The following is a 16,912-nucleotide window of genomic DNA, read 5'->3' on the forward strand; positions in this document are numbered from 1 at the left end:
GTAACCAATCGCTTAAGCTGCAAGCGCGGGCGGGCCCGCAATGATGGCTTCGACATCGACCAGTACGGCCGGGCCGGAAGCGGTTTCGACCATTCCTGTGGCAGCGCGCTGCCAGCCGTCGCCGAGACCGCCAGGAATCGCGATCGGCTTGCCGATCGCTTCCGCAACGTCTTCAGCCGCATCGACCATTAGCGCGTAAAGGTGCCCATCCAGCTCGACGACTGCCGCGCGGCGTTCAGGAGAATTGGTCTTTTCGTCAAATCCCAGCGCCAGCGAACAATCGACCACGGTCAGCGCCTGGCTGCGCAGCGGAGTGAGGCCGCGTATGTAGCTGGGCGTACCCGGTATCGGTGTAATTTCGTCGATTTCGAGCACCGTCTGCACGCGCAAAGCGGGAATTGCCGCCTTCCGGCCAGCGATGGTGCACATCAAGAGAAGTTCGTTCATGCCGCCCTCCCGGTGCGAACCCGCTTCAGCGCTGCGAGCAGGCCTTCGCGGTCATAACGATAGATGGAGCCGTCGCCCGCATCCTCGGGATCGGGCCGTAGGCGGATGGTGGTGCGAGCGTCTGATTCCGGCGCGTCGGCGCTTTCCGAAAGATGGATGGCGAGATCGGCTTCGGCATCCGCGCTATGGGCGATTTCATAGCCGGCGGCCCGAACGAGTGGCTCCAGGATGGTCCGCGACCAGTCGCTGTCTTCCGGGAGACGGCACAGAAGCGGGCCGTTCTTGGGAGCGATAACGGCGTGGCGAGCGAAAATTGTATGCCCGTCGATCAGCGGCACAGGCTTGTTTCCTACCAGCGTCACGCCTTCGATGGCATCATCCTTGTCAGCGGGAACAAGTTCGCTGGTCATGCCGGCAGCGTCGAGAACTTCAGACACGGCATAAACGACTTCGCTTTCGCCGTCGCTCAGACGCAGCAAGCGGCAGCGATCTTCGGGTAGCGGACCATATTCGTGTCCGGCCAACGGGAAAATACGGCCATCGATGACCGCCTGGGCGCGGTCGCCCTCGATATCGAAAGCGTCGGCGGAGACCGTGTCGATGCGGCGAACCATTTCGAGGCGAACGCCGCGGCGGCGACCGTCGAGACCAGTAAACAGCATGAGCGGAACTGCCGCTTCTTCGCGCTTTTCTTCCGCCGCTTCGATAACGCTCGGTTTGGAGCGCAGCTCGCCCATAATCCCGCGCATTTGCGCGATACTGGGCAGGTCGATCAGCATCATCGGACTGCCGTCATCGAGCAGGGTGGTTCCGGCATAAAGCTTGGTGGCCATGATCGCCGGAGCGATCGGCTTGACGACCACGTCTTCGTGATCGTGTACGCGGTCCACAGCCAGTGCGAAGACATCGTCGCTCGCCAGGCGCACAAGGACCAGCGTCTTGGACTGCCAATCGCAGCCAGATTCATCTTCCACGCCCAGCACTTCGGCAAGCGACAAGCAGGGAACCCGGCGGCCGCGGAAAGTAACCAGTCGGCGTTCACCAGCCTGCGCGAATTCCACGTTGTTGGAGCTACCGAAGACGATTTCCTCGATGTAGCTTCTTGGAATGGCATAATGCTGACCGCCGCTGCTCACTGTAAGCGCAGCGATGATGGATAGTGTCAGCGGAAGCTGCAGGTGGAAGCTGGTGCCGTCACCTTGCTTGCTGGAAACTTCAATCGAGCCGCCGACCCGTTCAAGGTTGGCGCGAACAACGTCCATGCCGACGCCGCGCCCGGAGACAGAGCTTACTTCGTCAGCGGTGGAAAGACCCGGCTCGAAAATGAGCTGCTGCTTCTGCTCGTCAGACATCTTCCTGATGTCGGACTGGGTGTAGATACCTGCCGCGACAGCTTTTTCGCAAAGCCGATCGACATTGATACCGCCGCCATCGTCCGTAACGAGTAGGCTGATCTGGTTGCCTGATTGACGTGCAGCGAAGCGCAAGAAGCCGATTTCGCGCTTGCCGTTCTTGAGGCGTGTGGCGGGCTTTTCGATCCCGTGATCGATGGCATTGCGGATGATGTGGGTCAGCGGATCGCGGACCATCTCGATCATTTCGCGGTCGAGTTCGACCTCTCCTCCCTCGAAATCGACCATGACCTGCTTGCCCAGTTCATTGGACAAATCGCGCACGAGCCGCGGAAGCGAGGAAAACAGATGTTCGAGCCGCTGCATCCGCATGCGGGTGATGGACGTGCGCACATCGGCAAGGATGGCTGACAGCCGCTCGAACGGACCGTCGATTGTCGGCTGCTCTCCGGCTTCGCGCAGGCGGCGAGCAAGGTCATTGCGGGCCAGCACCATGTCCGAGACGCCCTTCATTACCTCGTCGAGCAGATCGACAGGCAGGCGAATTGAACGCTGGACGGCTTGGCGCTGTCCGCGTGATGGGGATGTCTCTTCGGAGTTTTCGTCGGCAGGCTGCTTTACCGAAATATCGCTTTGAATTTCGATTTCGTTATCGCGGCTGAGGGCCGAGATAAGGGGGGTATCGTCGCCGGTAATCTCTTCGCCAGCCTCGATGGCATCGGTCATTTCGCCGATACGGTCGATGATGGCCAGGACCGCAGTGACGAGCGCGGTATCCGGTTCACGGCGACCTGCGCGGCATTCTGCCAGCGCGTCCTCGGCGGCGTGGCTCAGTTTCTCGAGCTGGGGGAAGTCGAAGAAGCCGCAGTTGCCTTTGACCGTATGGACGAAGCGGAAGATCGTATCGATCCGCTCCTTGTCGGCAGGATCGGCCTCCCAGGCGACGAGTTCAGTGCTGCTCTGCTCGAGCATTTCGCGCGTTTCGGCGATAAAGTCTGCCAGCAACTCATCCATGGTCTTTGCGGATCCCCTGTATTGCGAGGTCCGCTATGGCCGATGATGGTTAACGATTGGTTTGGATTGAGTGTTCTTTATCCGGACCGGCGCGCAGAACCTGCCAGACGATCGTGATCGCCAGCAGGCCGCCCGCAAGGTTGGCAACCAGCTCGGCGCCATAGATCGCGTCGGCCCCGAAGGTGGGCCGCAGCAGCCAGCCGAACGGCAGCATGAACAGGAATACCCGGGCTGCGCTCTGGGTCAGCGCAAGACCGGCGCGGTCGACAGCGTTGAGCGCGCCGTTAGCCACGATAAGAAGTCCGAAACCGGCATAGCCCCAGGCGGCAATGGCGATATAGTTTTCAAACTCTTCGATCACCGCAGGGTCTTCGGTGAAAAACTGGGCGAACCAACCACCGGTGAAATACAGCAGCACCGCAGTCGCGAGGCCGTATATGACACAGAACATGGCAGCATAACGCAATGCCGCGCGTGACCGGTCGGGTTGCTTCGCACCCCAGTTCTGACCAACGATTGCACCGATCGATCCGGACAATGCGAGCAGCGGTACCGTGGCGAAGCTTTGCAGCCGCCCCGCTGCGCCAAAACCCGCCACAGCCGCTTCACCCTGCGAAGCGAGCAGGGCGGTAAGCACTGCAAGGCCGATCGGATTGATGGCGTTCGAAAATGCCGCCGGCCCCGCCACGCTGAGGATTGCCTTGCTGGATTTGCTCACATCGCAGTTGCGGATGGAGGCCGGATTGATCTGCAGTTGCGAATGCCCGATCAAATAGAGTGCCACGAGAATGGCGAGGGCAAAACCGGCGATGGAGGCGTAGGCTGCGCCTGCGATCCCGAACCCGGTAAAGCCGAACGCTCCGGTGATCAGGATAGGATCGAGGACCCAGTTCGCGACCGAATAGGTGATCGAGACATAGCTGGTCTTGCGCGCCTCTCCTTGTCCGCGCAGCACGCCGTTGAGACCCATTTGCAGGATCAGCACCGGCAGACCCAGAGAAAAGGGCTGCATATAGGCACGGATGAGCGGCAGCAGCGCTTCACTCGCCTGCATCAGCCGGAACAAGGGGTCGAGCAGGAAGAAGAGGGCAAGGCCCAGAACCACGCCGACAGTCAGCGCGAATACAGCGCCAAAATTCGCGCGTCTCTCGGCGCGCTCGGCGTCGCCTTCACCCAGCGCCCGGGCGATGACTGAATTGATGCCGACCATGACCCCGACGCCAAGGCTGGAGAGCGCGATCGTGATCGGAAAGATGAAACTGACGGCGGCCAGTTCCTGGGCGCCCAATTGCCCGATGAAATAGGCATCGACCAGCGCAACGGAAATGATCGCGGCGACACCGAAGATCATTGGCGCGGTCTGACCTACGAGATGGCCGACAATGCTGCCGCGTGTCAGTTTGGCCGTCTCGCTCATTGCGCAGCACCGCTAGCGGGGCGGATCGCGCAAGGGAAGCGTTCAATTGCGCAACGCATCTTGCCCCGCCGCCGCCTGCCATGCGATAGAGGTTGCAATAGAAAACCGAGGAGAGTGTGCGATGGCCACGCAGATCAAGCCCAAGTTCGAATGCAGCGAAGAAGAATGGAAGGTCCGCCAGGATCTTGCTGCCTGCTACAGAATTTTCGACCATCTGGGTTGGGGCGAAAGCATCTACAACCACATCTCGATTGCGGTGCCTGGTGAAAAGGATACGTTCCTGATCAACCCGTTCGGCCTGCTTTATGACGAAGTGACCGCATCCAATCTCGTGAAGATCGACGTAGAAGGTAACAATGTCGGCCAGTCGCAATACATGGTGAACAAGGCGGGCTTTACCCAGCACGCCCACTTCCACAAACACCTGGGCGAGCGGGCCACCGCCATTTGCCATGTGCACACCACGGCAACGATGGCAGTGTGCAGCCACAAGGACGGCCTCGTCCCGACCAATTTCTATGCCTGCAATTTCCAGGGCCAGATCGGCTATCACGACTTCGAAGGCGTGACGGTGCGTCCGGAGGAGGGCGACCGGCTGGTTGAAAATCTTGGCAACCACTCGATCCTGATGCTGCGCAATCACGGCCCGGTTGTGATGGACAAGACCATCCCGGGCATGTTCGTCAAGATGTGGGCGCTGCAGCGCGCCTGCGAAATCCAGATCGCTACGCTCAGTCAGGGCAATGCGAATGTCGTTACGCAGGACGTGGTCGATACGCATCAGCGCGATCTCGCGGTCATGCAATCTCAAGGCGGCGCAGGGGTCTTCGATTTCGAAGCCTGGAAACGCCGCGTGTCGAAGATCGACGATAGCTGGAAGAGCTGATGGCAGCAGCCAAGGCCTGTCCAAAATGTGACGGGCGGATGGAAGACGGCTTCGTGGTCGATCACGGTTATGGCGAAAAGCACGTCGCGGGCTGGCAAAGCGGCAAGCCTGTCAAGAAATGGTGGGGCTTGAAGGTCGACAAGAAGCGGCTACTCAGTATCGAAAGCTGGCGCTGCAATCGGTGCGGCTTCCTTGAACATTACGCCAGATAGGCCGATCAACTCATGTCGCGAATGACGGTAAACGACCGGCCGGTCGAATTCCTGATGGATGATGATACGCCCCTTCTCTGGGCGCTGCGCGATGCCGCCAATCTTACCGGCACGAAATATGGCTGCGGCACTGGCGATTGCGGATCGTGCATGGTCCATATCGACGGTGAACCCCTCCGTTCGTGCCTTGTCACGATTGGCGAGGCTGAAGGACGTTTCGTCACCACGATCGAGGGGCTGAGCGGGGATCGCTCGCACCCGGTCCAGCAGGCGATGGTTGCCGAACAGGCCATCCAGTGCGGGTTTTGCACACCGGGTATCGTGATGGCCGCATCAGCGCTCATCAATCGCAATCCCAGCGCTTCGGAAGCCGACATCAAGGCGGCGGTGCCTAACCTTTGCCGCTGCGGAGTCTATCCGCGCCTCGTCCGCGCAATCGAGCGGGCAGGGCGCGTGGCGCGGCGGCAGGAGCGTATCAGCGCCGCACCCGCGCCGGGCATCAGTAGCAAGGATGCTGCGCGCGAGGTGCCAGCGTTGGCCAGCCCTAATACAGGGCCGGAGGAGAACGAAGACTAGCCTTCCCAAAACGCAAACGGCGGCGGGATCGCTCCCGCCGCCGCAAGCTCGGCCGGAATTAACCGGTCACATCTCGAACCGAACGCCCACGCGCGCGCTGAACGGGTCGGCGGGCTGGATGTTATTGTTTCCGTGCGCGCTGGGATAGTAATCCTCGTCGAACAGATTCTCGATATTCAACTGCACGCTAAAGCGGTCGCTGACGGTGTAGTATGCCGCCGCATCCACCCGCCAATAGCTCGGCAGGACGACGGTGTTCGAGAAACTGGCAAACTGCTCCGACTGGTGGATAATGCCCAGTCCGAAGCCGAGCTTTTCGTTCACGTCGATACGGTTCCAAGCACTGATCGAGTGCTTGGGAAGCTGCTGAAGCCGCTGCCCGGCATCGCCGAATGCATTTTCGTTGAGCAATTCGCCATCGAGATAGGTGTAACCGAGGTTTGCTTTCCAGAAGTCAGCAATTTCGCCCACGGCGCTGATTTCGAAACCTTCAATCCGGCTTTCGCCAGCAAGGATAGTCAGCGTGTCGTCTTCTGGTGAAGGTGCCTGGATATTTGTCCGCTCGAGGCGGAAAATAGCCGCGCTGAGCAACACCTTGTCGAGCGGTGCCCATTTCGCACCGATTTCGTAATTGGTGAACTTCTCCGGTTCGAACTGTGCTTCTTCCTGCGACAGGATGAAGAACTGGTCACCAGCCTGCGGGAGGAAACTTTCCGAATAAGACGCATAAAGCGAGAGGTCCGGCGACGGCTTGACGATCAGGCCTAGGCGCGGGCTGAACTTCTCGTCAACACGGTCGGCGGTTTCGTTCTCGATCAGGTTTGCCGTGTCGAGATCGAACCGGTCCCAGCGAACGCCTGCGACAAGTTCCAGGTATTCGCCGATCTCAAGCTGTTCCTGAACATAGAAGGACAGCGTTTCCAGATTGCTGTCACGCGAACGTGACGTGGGATCGAGCACATACGGCGGGATGAAAAGGACGTCGTCCAGCGGCGTTTCATTAGGGGCGAGGCCATCAGCGTCCGGTGCGCGGGTGAAGGACACGTTCTGGCGCTGGTTCGCGGAATCCTGACGGCTTGCTTCCATTCCGAACAGGAGCGTGGATGCCAGGTTTTCGCCAAGATCTGTTTCCCAGACAAAGTTCGCCTGACCGATCCAGTTGGTACGCTGCTGGGCATCGCGATAACCGCCCAAGGTCACCGTTTCGCCGTCAGTGCCCGACGGCACGATGTTGGCATATTCCTTGTCGTAGTCAGCGAACTGGACGGTAGCATTGGCAGTCAGCCCGCCGTTGAAGTCATGCTCCAGCCTCACGCGGCCAATGTGGACCTCGGCTTCTGCCTGGTTGAAGTCGGCATCGCCGAAGAATGTGCTGTCAAAACCGGTGAGCGGTCCGGTGCCTAGCGAGGGCAGACCGCGGTCGGTCACGCGCTTGTCACTGTCGAACGTATAGCTGGCGATCAGGGTCGTATCGGTGCCGAGGGCTGCGGTCAGTGTCGGCGAGACACCGATAAAGCGCCCTTCGTAGAAGTCGCGATCGTTGTCGAACTCTTCGTAAGTCGCGTTGAGGCGCAGGGCGACGTCATTCGAGACCGTCTGGTTCACGTCTGCCAGGAGGGCGAACGCCCCAAATGTATCGGCGGACGCTTCGCCGCTGACGAATGCATCGCCAAGCTCGGCTCTCTTGGCGACACGATTAATCGCGCCGCCGCCAGCACCGCGTCCGAAAATCAACGCATTGGCGCCCTTGAGCACTTCGACACGCTCGATGTTGTAGAGCGACCGGTAATACTGCGCATCGTCGCGCAAGCCATCGATGTAGAAATCCGCGGTGCTTTCCTGTCCGCGAATGAAGACCTCGTCGCGGTGTCCTTCGCCCGTTTCCATGCTGATGCCCGGCACATAACGCAGCGCATCGTTCAGCTGGCGGATTGCCTGGTCTTCGAGCTGGTCTTCGGTGATGAAGCTGACGGCCTGCGGTACGTCGATCAGCGGGGTCGGGGTCTTGGTGGCCGTAGAACCGTCGTCATTGTCATAGCCATCATCCTGGTCGCCGCTGACAATGATGTCGGCAGGCAGGTAATCGCGTTCAGGCTGAGCTTCTTCGGCGGCGAGGGCAGGCGCGGATATTGCGGTCGTGGCAGCCAGAAGAGCCAGGGTGCTCAGTTTCATAAAATACTTTCTAACTCTTGCGATTGATTCTCAACTTGTGAGGCCCCTGCTATTGAGAGCTATTCTCATTAGCAACCCGAAACTGGCCTCTGGCGGGTGAAAAAATCGCAAGAGTGACTTTTACTGATCGCAACAGACGATTAGATGCTGCGCGAACGAGAACAGGAGAACTCATGAAGGCGACCATCTGGCACAACCCGAAATGCGGCACTTCGCGCAAGACACTGGCTATCCTGGAAAGCCTTTCGGGCGTCGAGGTCGAGGTTGTCGAGTATCTGAAGAACCCGCCCAGCCGCGAGAAACTGGCCCAGCTTTACAACGATGCGGGGATCACACCGAATGAAGGGCTGCGCACGCGCGGTACCGACGCCGAAGAACGCGGGCTGCCGGGTGCCGAAGCGAGTGTCGTACTCGACGCGATGGCAGCAGAGCCGAGTCTGATTGAGCGCCCTATTGTCGAGACAGAGAAAGGGGTCCGCCTCTGCCGTCCACAGGACAGGGTGCTCGAAATCCTCTAGGGGCGATCGATGGTGAGCATGGTGTCCCGTTGCAGACTGACCCAGCCATAAACGAACACCGCCACGCAAAGCGCCACGATCAGGCCAAACCCTAGCCAGTCAGAATGGCCGTAAAGGTATACGCCCAGCGCCGGGGCATAGATATAGCTCGCCCCGGCGACCGAAGCTGTCACGCCGGACGCCTGTCCCTGTTCGGCGCGGGTCACCGCCAGCGAGGTGCCTGAAGTGGCGCCAGGGCGGAATAATCCGAAGCCGAGTGACGCGATAGCAAAGGTCAGCGCGATCGAGTGAATATCGTTAGCAAGGCCAAGCATCGCCACGCCGAAACCGGCGATGGCGATTCCAGCCAGCGTCGCTGAGCGCGGGCCTAGGTTGAGGCGCGGGATCAGTCCCCACTGGGCGAGCAGAGTTGCGATTGCTCCTGCCATGAGCACTAGGCCCACTGGTCCTGTCCCCTCGGCAGGTGTGTCGCGCAGGCCGAGGCGATCGAGCACCAGGAACCCCGATATTCCCAGAACCATCGCCTGTGCGTGACCGCCAAGCAGGCCGACCGTTACCCATGGACGCAGCCGAGGTTCGAACCATCGCAGCTTGTGCGGCTCGACCTCTTCCTCGTCTTCGTCCTCGTCCTCTTCAAGTTCGGTGGCGTGCGAAGCCCCGGCATACGGCGCATCGTAGGCGGTCCCCCGGGCAGGAAATTGCGGCTCGTCATTGGGCAAGCGAAGCCGCAGCGCCGTGAGCGTGATCACTCCGATCAGGGCGAAGATAATGAACGGGCCCGTCAGGCCGACAAAAGGCAGGACCATCAGCGGAGCAAGTGCAGGGCCAATGACCGTCCCAAGGCCAAAGCTGGACGCGATGAGCGATAGCGCCTGCGTGCGTTGGGCACGGGGCGTCCGGCTGGCGACATAGGCCTGGACGGCAGGCGGGGCGGCACTTCCGAAGCCGCCATAAAGACTGCGCGCAGCGGCAAAGGCCAGCAATGCCCCGGTGCCGCTCAACAGCCCGATCAGCCCGAACCACAGTGCCAGGCCGCACAGGGCCATCGAGACAACAAAGCCAATCATACCCACTGCCATCATCGCCTTGCGGCCGCGCCGGTCGGAACGCTCTGCCCACAAGGGAGCGCAGATGACCCACAACAATGCTGACCAGCTATAGGCGAGGCTGATCCACACATCGTCGATCTGCAAGGCGGTGCCGATCGAAGGCATCACCGATTGCATGGCCGTGTTGCCGGCCGCAGTGGTCAGCATGACGGCGAACAGCAAAGCCATACGCTCGCGCGAAATGGCGCGAGGCTTGCCTGCGGCTGGTGACGTCACGGCGTCTACGGGATCTGCATCGGCCATGGGATAAGGGCGCTACGCCGACAGGCGCGGCCTTGCAATGCCCATGCGGCGCTGCCAGACGGTGCGCTTGTCTTTGGGTCGATTGAGGGGTCCGTCTTGACCGGGCACAATAGTGTTGCTGCGCTGGAAAGGCGCACTTTCAAAAAGAAAGCCGCGCGGCTGTTTGGCCAGTGGGGTGTGTTCTTCCGCGGTTTTCTCGAACATCCAAAGATGGTCGGGTCGATCATCCCCTCATCTCGTTTCACAATCGAGAAGATGCTCGCGCCGGTCAAATGGGACGAGTGCAAGCTATTCGTCGAATACGGGCCGGGTGTGGGCACGTTCTGCCAGGCGGTTCTGGACAGGTTGCCGCGCGACGGTGCGTTGATCGTCATCGACACGAACCCGCTGTATATCGACTACCTGCGCAAGCATTTCGTGGACAGCCGCTTCAACGCGGTACTGGGTTCGGCGGCGGACGTGCAGGAAATCGTATCGGCGCACGGTCATGATCATGCCGACTATGTCCTTTCAGGCCTGCCGTTCTCGACGCTGCCCGACGGAGTTGGTCCGGCAATCGCGGAGGCGACATATGAGGTCATCCGTCCGGGCGGCGCTTTCCTCGTGTATCAGTTCTCGGCCAAGGCGCGTGACTATATGGCCCCGCATTTCGAGCGGATCGAGCGCGGCTTCGAAGCTTTGAATGTCTTGCCGTGCCAGCTGTTCTGGGGCTGGAAAGAGCCGAAAAACTAAGCTTCCTGTCCTCGGTCCGGAGTTTTCAGGCGCGTCATCTGGGCGTGGACGGAAGCAAGCACGCTGACCGATAACACAGCGCCCAAGCCGTCCAGCGCCCCGCCGAAAAGCGCGGCCCCGAAGCTTTCGACCTGATCACCGCCAAGCGCAAAGATCAGGCTCACTGCCCAGCTTGTCAGAAGAAAGAGCACAAAGGCTGCCACCGCGAGCAACAGGTAGAAGCCGAACAGGCGGAATGAATTGCCTTTCGTAAGGTGCCATGACCGCTGCAGTGCGGACACTGGATTGCGTTCACCCTCAACGCCGATCACCGCCGTGGTAAGCGAGAACTTGACTGTCAGGTAAAAGATCAGTGGGAGCATGAACAGACTTCCGACGGCCGCAATCCCGCCCATCCCTGCCGCAGCGGGGAGCGAAACGAGCACGAAAAACGGCATGAGAATGGCAATGATCTGGAGAACCTGCGCCGCAATGAAGCTGGGTAGCAGGCCAGCCGCTGCGCCGATCGCTTCGCCCACTGTGGGGGAGGCGCGGCGCCGCAACAATGCAAACATCGCCAATTGCGCAAGGCTTGTAAGCAGGAACACGCCAAGCACCAGCCACCAGTATTCGGCGAACAGAGTGATCAGCGCAGCTTGCAGCATCTCCATACTCGGCTCTGCAGAACCACCGAGCGATGCCTCGAGGCTGGCGCTGGGGAAAATGATCGCGGCAAAGGTCGCCGGAAGGAATACCAGCACTCCGGCAATGGTCGCCAGCAGCCCGAAGTTGCTGCGGATCATCGCCACAGCCTCGCTCCAGCCCTTGTCGAAGTCGAATTTCATCGTGTTTCCCCTATCATTGGCTCTTGATAAGCGCGCCGGGCACCGCCACGCAATCACTGATGGCCGAAATGCTCACTGATACTGTCGAATGGCGCGTGGAAGCGGGGCAATTGCCCTATCGCAGCGCGCTTGAAAGCATGGAAGATCGCAACCGGGCAATCTTTGAAGGCAAAGCGAACGAACTCGTGTGGATGCTCGAGCACCCGCCGGTTTACACCGCAGGTACGAGCGCGGACGGGGCAGAGCTGCTCGATCCGCGCTTCGAGGTGGTCGAGGCGGGGCGGGGCGGACGCTATACCTATCACGGGCCAGGCCAACGCATCGGCTATGTCATGCTTGACCTGACGAAACGCGGGAAGGACGTCCGCTGCTTTGTCCATTCCCTAGAAGGCTGGGTCATCGCCGCACTGGGCGATCTGGGCGCCGAATGCTGGCGCGCAGAAGGGCGAGTGGGTATCTGGACACGCGATATCGATGGCCGCGAAGCAAAGATCGGCGCGATCGGTGTGCGGGTCAGGCGCTGGGTGACGATGCATGGCTTCTCGGTCAATCTGTCGCCCGACCTGTCGCATTTTACCGGCATCGTGCCATGCGGGATCGAAGAATTCGGTGTCACCAGCATGGCAAAACTCGGCCATGATATTGCGCCTCACACATTCGATGAGGCATTGAAGCTGCGCGCAGGCGATTTTCTCGCCGCGCTGGAAGGAAAAGAGTGTTCGCTGCCATGAAACATTTTGCCATTTTGGCTACCGCCAGCCTGCTCCTTGCCGGCTGCAAGGATGAGCCGGCTGCACCCGGTCCCGAAAACGAAGCGCAGTCCGCCGAGGGAGAAGTGCTTGGCGGCACAATCAGTGACGACATGCTGCCGCTTGGCCATGTGACGTCGCAGGCCCCGCCGCTGCGTGAGAGCGAAACTGGCTCGAATGGCAGCGAAGATGAGGCCACATCAGCTTCGGAAACGGCCACCCCTGAGGCAGCCGAGCCTGAAGTTGCAGAGGCCGAGGCCGCAGCTGGACCCCGAGCCGAGCCCGAGCAATCGGCAGAGGAAGATTAATCCTCGCCCAGCAAAGCCTTCGCCCGCGAGAGTTCCTTGTATCCCACGTGCCGCCCGCGAAACGGCAAGGTTTCCGCGCCGGGATTGAGCGAGAACATCCCGATCAGTTCGCGCGCCTCGGCGATTTCGTCCTGTGACGGTGCGAAGGCGCTGTTGATCGCCTCGACCTGCGATGGGTGAACGGCCATCATTCCCGTAAACCCGTCGGCCCTTGCGGCCAGGGCCGCGCGCTGGGCACCTTCGGCGTCGCGGGTGTCGCGAAACGGGGCCTCGATGACCTGGAGGCCTTGCGCGTGCGCTGCCAGCAAGACCTGTCCCCGGACATAAGCCAGCGCATCGCTCCACAAACCGCCGGGGCCGCGCATTCGCTGAGCGCCCATTGAACGCGCGAGCGCTGCGGCATCCCAGCCTAGCCCGACAATGCGCGGGTGCAGTTCTTCCGCGAAGGGCTTGAGGTGCAATGCCGCTGCGGGATTCCCGCCCAATTCCGGGATGATCTTGGTCGATCCGCTGCGCACTCCGATCCGGTTTTCGCTTTCATACAGGCCGGCCGCGAACTGCTGGACTTCGTCTGTCCCGGCGCATTCGGCCAGCACTATCCCGTCAGGTGCGCCTTCCATGGCGGCGGCAAGATCATCGCGCCATTGCGGGCTGGAGATCGGCCCGATCCGCGCCCAGCGCGCAAACCGGCGCGCAGAGACGACCTGTTCACGGTGGGATGACAGCCAATCCCGGGCGGCAAGGCGGGTGTGCTGTTTGGCTTCATTGCTCGCGGCACGAGCAAGATCGACAACCACCACATCCGCGCCCGAGCCAGCGACCTGGCCCAGAGCCTTTTCCTTGTCCGCCGGGACCAATATCCACGAGCGCATAGAACGACCTCCCTGAGAACGATCCGCGCCGGAATTGGCGAATCATCCCACTTCAGTGTGCTCTGCTTTGGTTAGCATGGGGTAATCAATGTAACCTTCGGGACCCGGAAGGTACCAACTTTGCGGCACATTTACATTCGGCTGGAGTTCTGCGCCAAGCCGGAAACGCTCCGGCAAGTCGGGGTTGGAGATGAAGTCTCTGCCCCAGCTGACCGCGTCGCAGCGTCCCGCTTCGATATCCGCAACCGCCTGTTCGGGGGTGTAGTCGCTGTTGAGGATCAGGGTGCCGGTATAGAGCTGACGGATCAGCGGACTTTGCTTGGGCACATCGGTGCTGCCGAATGTGCCATCCGGGCCCGGCTCGCGCAGTTCGAGGAAGGCGAGGCCGAGGTCTTCCACAACCTTGGCAGCCGCGCCGAAGGTGGCGGCGGGATCGCTATCGTCGCAGCCTTGCGTTTCGCCATTGGGTGAGAGTCTCACGCCGACACGGTCTGCGCCCCAGACATCGACAAGGGCGGTCAGTACTTCGCGCAGGAAGCGGGTGCGATTTTCCGGGCTGCCGCCATATTCGTCTTCACGCAGATTGGTGCTGTCGCGCAGGAACTGGTCGACCAGATAGCCATTGGCGCCGTGCAATTGCACTCCGTCAAAACCGGCCCGTTTCGCGTTCTGGGCGGCGTGGCGGTAGTCCTCGACCACGCGTGCGATTTCCGAAGTCTCCAGCGCGCGGGCAGGCTCGTAATCCTTGCGGCCTTCAAACGTGTGTGCGTGTCCCGGAGCGCAGGTCGCGCTGGCCGAGACTGGCGGGTTGCCGCCAAGAAAATCGGGATGGACCAACCGGCCCATGTGCCACATTTGCAGGACGATCTTGCCGCCTTCTTCGTGGACCGCCTCGGTCACAAGCTTCCAGCCTTCTACCTGTTCATCGCTCCAGATTCCCGGGGCCGCTGGCCAGCCGAGTCCTTCCACGCTGATTCCGGTCGCTTCGGAAATGATCAGGCCGGCGCTGGCGCGCTGGCGGTAGTAGGTCGCCATCATTTCGTTGGGCACGGATCCTGGCTGGCTCGACCGACCACGGGTGAGGGGAGCCATCTGGATACGGTTCTTTGTTTCGATGGCGCCAATTTTGAGCGGTTCGAACAGCTTTTCGTGCATGGAGGTGAAGTCCTTTTTTTACTGACTTGTCTGTGAGACCGGAGCTAGGGCTCCGCAATGAGCGAAACAAGCGCCTCGGCAGACAAGAATGGCTTTCAGCCCGGCGTCTGGCACTTCATCGCGCTGGTTTCGGGCAATTTTGCACTGGCGCTTGGCCCGTGGTTCGTGAGGCTTGCGGACACAGGTCCGGTATCGTCGGCGTTCTGGCGATTGCTGCTTCCCATACCCTTGCTCGCCTTTTTCGCATGGCGGAGCCGCTCGCCGGGACCGTTGGACAAGCGGCTGGCGCTCCTGGTGATTGCTGGCGGGTGCTTTTTCGCGTTCGACCTTGCCAGTTGGCACGTCGGTATCGAGCGCACGCGGCTGGGCAATGCGGTGCTGTTTGGCAATTCCGGCAGCGTGATCCTGATGATCTGGGGCCTGATCGCGCTCAGACGCGCTCCTTCGGGACGCGAATTTACCGGCGTCGCGATGGCGCTGTCAGGCGCGGCAATCCTGCTGGGCCGCAGCCTCGAGATTTCGCAGCAGAGCTTCATCGGTGACCTGTTCTGCCTTGCTGCGGGCCTGTTTTATGCGTTTTACCTGCTTCCAGCTCAGCGTGCCCGGACGCAATTGGGGCAATGGAGCGTATTGCTGCTGGTCTCTCTGGCTGCCTCGCCAATCCTGCTGGGCATCGCTCTTGCGGCAGGCGAACCTGTTTTGCCGAGCAGCGCAGGATGGCAGCCGCTCGTCATGCTTGCGCTATCCAGTCAGGTAATCGGACAGGGCTTGATAGTATTTTCGCTGCGTCATTTCTCGCCGCTCATTATCGGCATGGCGCTACTGCTCCAGCCTGCAATCGGAGCAAGCGTGGGATGGGCGGTCTTCGGAGAGATGCTCGCGCCGCTGGATATACTTGGCATGGTGATGGTCGGTGCAGCCCTGGTGCTGGCACGCAGCAGTACTGGCGGTGCAAGAGCCCCTAGGCGGGCCTGAAATTACCAGAAAGTGCGGTTGAATTCCGCGTGATGCGTGTTGAAGCGGTCTAGGTCGGGGCCGGTCAGCATCAGCTGCACCTGCTCTGCAAGCTTGTCAGCTTCATTTTTCATCAGCTTCTGGCGCTTCTCGTCCCTCAGAGGTGTTGTGGCATTGGCCAGCGTATCAAGCATGACCTCGGCGGCAATCGGTGAGGTCGCGACAGCGCTTCTGATCGCGCCGAACCCGCGCTTCACATAATGATCGAAGCCGTCAGGAGCCGGGATGACCGGGCAGGTATCTATGTCCTCGCCGCAGATATTCTTGCGCAGGTCCCGCCTGCCGATTTCCGCCGTTGCCGCCCCGAGCCAGTGGAGCGCGGTGATTGCAGTGAAGGGATCATTGATGCCCGGAGATAGCGCGCGCAGGCCAATTTCGACCAGCTCGTCGATCAGGAATTGCGGGTCCTGTTCCGGTGTCCTTGTGGCGCCGAGCGTGAAACAGGCGCGAACTTTGTCCTCGATGCTTTCCGGCTTGCAGCCTTCGATGTGCATCAGGTGCATATCCCGGTGCACGAAATCACCTGTGCGCACGACCAGCGAAAAAGTGCAGCCGCAGTCGTGCGCTATCTTCGCCAAATCCTGGAAATCGATCATCTGGACATAGCCGATGTCCAGCGCGGTCAGCGGCTCCCCGCCTTTTGGTTGAACCGCGTCTTCAAAATCGTTCTCAACCGGATAGGTCTCGCGGATAGCAGACAGCAGCCGCGCGCCGATGCCCTCGAGCACCTTGTTGATCCGGATGCTCGAAGGGATGTGGTTGAGAAAGAAAACCAGCACCGCAACGCACAGCGCCAAAAGAACGTAGGCGACCAAGAGCGACAATTGCGGAGTGAAACCGGGTAATGCTGTTGCAGCGGCATCTGCACCTGTCGCCGGAGTCTCGTCTTCTGCTCTGACAGCGCGCAGAACGATAAGCGCGTAGACAAAGCTGCCGATAAAGGTCGCAAGGCTGATCTGGTTGCCGCGATCCTCCATGAAATTGGTCAACAACCGCGGGCCATAGTTGCCGCTGGCGTATGCGACAGCAGCGATCGTGATCGAAAACACGGTAGAAGCGACCCCGATCATGCTTCCGGCCATGACCGTCAGCATGTCTGCAGCGCCCTTGGGACGGGCAGGGACCATCCAGTCTACGTCATTGAGGAACCCTGCAAAGCCCGTTCGATCCAACCACACCAAAGCGAAAGCCAGGATTGCGGCGATCATCGAAAAGACCGCCGGGAAGAACCAGTAGTTCGCCGTCAGGCGCGCCCAGAAAAAGCGGATTTCAGCTGTCATGGAGAGCTAAACGCACATGAGGACCACAGGTG

Annotated in this window: 17 protein-coding genes; 8 read left to right on the forward strand and 9 right to left on the reverse strand. The window is 60.6% G+C overall.

Annotated elements, in window-relative coordinates; all coding sequences use genetic code 11:
- Positions 1-12 precede the first annotated feature (12 nt).
- From K3166_RS02020 to K3166_RS02030, 3 genes are read right to left on the reverse strand one after another with little or no spacing between them, the layout of a single operon-like run.
- The gene (locus K3166_RS02020) at positions 13-447 is read right to left on the reverse strand and encodes a chemotaxis protein CheW (protein WP_221423047.1); all 435 of its coding nucleotides are present in this window, start codon (positions 445-447) and stop codon (positions 13-15) included.
- Positions 444-2,813, reverse strand: coding sequence for a chemotaxis protein CheA (locus tag K3166_RS02025; protein WP_221423048.1), 2,370 nt, complete (start codon positions 2,811-2,813; stop codon positions 444-446). Before K3166_RS02025 ends, K3166_RS02020 begins: the two co-directional genes overlap by 4 nt.
- 49 nt (positions 2,814-2,862) lie before the next feature.
- Positions 2,863-4,230 carry an MATE family efflux transporter gene (locus K3166_RS02030; RefSeq protein ID WP_221423049.1) on the reverse strand — a complete coding sequence of 456 codons (1,368 nt, stop codon included), beginning with the start codon at positions 4,228-4,230 and terminating at the stop codon, positions 2,863-2,865.
- A 121-nt stretch (positions 4,231-4,351) separates the two neighbouring features.
- On the opposite strand from K3166_RS02030, the gene K3166_RS02035 reads away from it, so the two are divergent.
- The 3 genes from K3166_RS02035 to K3166_RS02045 are packed head-to-tail and all read left to right on the forward strand — an operon-like array spanning position 4,352 to position 5,904.
- On the forward strand, positions 4,352-5,116 hold the full coding sequence (locus tag K3166_RS02035) for a class II aldolase/adducin family protein (protein WP_221423050.1): 765 nt from the start codon (positions 4,352-4,354) through the stop codon (positions 5,114-5,116).
- Positions 5,116-5,328 (forward strand): PF20097 family protein, encoded by a 213-nt coding sequence (locus K3166_RS02040; protein ID WP_221423051.1) that lies wholly within the window; start codon positions 5,116-5,118, stop codon positions 5,326-5,328. The genes K3166_RS02035 and K3166_RS02040 overlap by 1 nt, the downstream gene beginning before the upstream one ends.
- A gap of 12 nt (positions 5,329-5,340) precedes the next feature.
- Positions 5,341-5,904: a (2Fe-2S)-binding protein gene (locus K3166_RS02045; protein WP_221423052.1), complete on the forward strand. Its 564-nt coding sequence runs from the start codon at positions 5,341-5,343 to the stop codon at positions 5,902-5,904.
- Between the two features lie 66 nt (positions 5,905-5,970).
- Here the strand turns inward: K3166_RS02045 and K3166_RS02050 are convergent, their stop codons facing one another.
- Positions 5,971-8,076, reverse strand: coding sequence for a TonB-dependent receptor (locus K3166_RS02050; protein ID WP_221423053.1), 2,106 nt, complete (start codon positions 8,074-8,076; stop codon positions 5,971-5,973).
- Between the two features lie 173 nt (positions 8,077-8,249).
- On the opposite strand from K3166_RS02050, the gene arsC reads away from it, so the two are divergent.
- Positions 8,250-8,594 (forward strand): arsenate reductase (glutaredoxin), encoded by a 345-nt coding sequence (gene arsC / locus K3166_RS02055; protein ID WP_221423054.1) that lies wholly within the window; start codon positions 8,250-8,252, stop codon positions 8,592-8,594.
- Here arsC and K3166_RS02060 read toward each other — a convergent pair.
- Complete coding sequence (locus K3166_RS02060; protein ID WP_221423055.1) at positions 8,591-9,946, reverse strand: MFS transporter; 1,356 nt, start codon at positions 9,944-9,946, stop codon at positions 8,591-8,593. The two genes, arsC and K3166_RS02060, sit on opposite strands and share 4 nt — an antisense overlap.
- Positions 9,947-10,069: 123 nt before the next feature.
- Between K3166_RS02060 and K3166_RS02065 the strand changes: the two genes are divergently transcribed.
- Positions 10,070-10,678, forward strand: coding sequence for a class I SAM-dependent methyltransferase (locus K3166_RS02065; RefSeq protein WP_425594577.1), 609 nt, complete (start codon positions 10,070-10,072; stop codon positions 10,676-10,678).
- Here the strand turns inward: K3166_RS02065 and K3166_RS02070 are convergent.
- The gene (locus tag K3166_RS02070) at positions 10,675-11,502 is read right to left on the reverse strand and encodes a hypothetical protein (protein WP_221423057.1); all 828 of its coding nucleotides are present in this window, start codon (positions 11,500-11,502) and stop codon (positions 10,675-10,677) included. The two genes, K3166_RS02065 and K3166_RS02070, sit on opposite strands and share 4 nt — an antisense overlap.
- 59 nt (positions 11,503-11,561) lie before the next feature.
- On the opposite strand from K3166_RS02070, the gene lipB reads away from it, so the two are divergent.
- The gene (lipB, locus tag K3166_RS02075; protein ID WP_221423058.1) at positions 11,562-12,233 is read left to right on the forward strand and encodes a lipoyl(octanoyl) transferase LipB; all 672 of its coding nucleotides are present in this window, start codon (positions 11,562-11,564) and stop codon (positions 12,231-12,233) included.
- Positions 12,230-12,559, forward strand: a complete 330-nt coding sequence (locus K3166_RS02080; RefSeq protein ID WP_221423059.1) for a hypothetical protein — start codon at positions 12,230-12,232, stop codon at positions 12,557-12,559. Before lipB ends, K3166_RS02080 begins: the two co-directional genes overlap by 4 nt.
- Here the strand turns inward: K3166_RS02080 and K3166_RS02085 are convergent.
- A complete protein-coding gene (locus K3166_RS02085; protein WP_221423060.1) occupies positions 12,556-13,431 on the reverse strand; it encodes an HpcH/HpaI aldolase/citrate lyase family protein in 876 nt (291 codons plus the stop codon). The genes K3166_RS02080 and K3166_RS02085 overlap by 4 nt on opposite strands.
- Before the next feature lie 42 nt (positions 13,432-13,473).
- Complete coding sequence (locus tag K3166_RS02090) at positions 13,474-14,586, reverse strand: alkene reductase (RefSeq protein WP_221423061.1); 1,113 nt, start codon at positions 14,584-14,586, stop codon at positions 13,474-13,476.
- 57 nt (positions 14,587-14,643) lie between these two features.
- Between K3166_RS02090 and K3166_RS02095 the strand changes: the two genes are divergently transcribed.
- Positions 14,644-15,561, forward strand: a complete 918-nt coding sequence (locus K3166_RS02095) for a DMT family transporter (RefSeq protein ID WP_221423062.1) — start codon at positions 14,644-14,646, stop codon at positions 15,559-15,561.
- Between the two features lie 2 nt (positions 15,562-15,563).
- Here K3166_RS02095 and K3166_RS02100 read toward each other — a convergent pair whose 3' ends face one another.
- Positions 15,564-16,880, reverse strand: coding sequence for a DUF2254 domain-containing protein (locus K3166_RS02100; protein ID WP_221423063.1), 1,317 nt, complete (start codon positions 16,878-16,880; stop codon positions 15,564-15,566).
- Positions 16,881-16,912 lie beyond the last annotated feature (32 nt).

This window comes from Qipengyuania psychrotolerans, assembly GCF_019711355.1.
GTDB lineage: Bacteria > Pseudomonadota > Alphaproteobacteria > Sphingomonadales > Sphingomonadaceae > Qipengyuania > Qipengyuania psychrotolerans.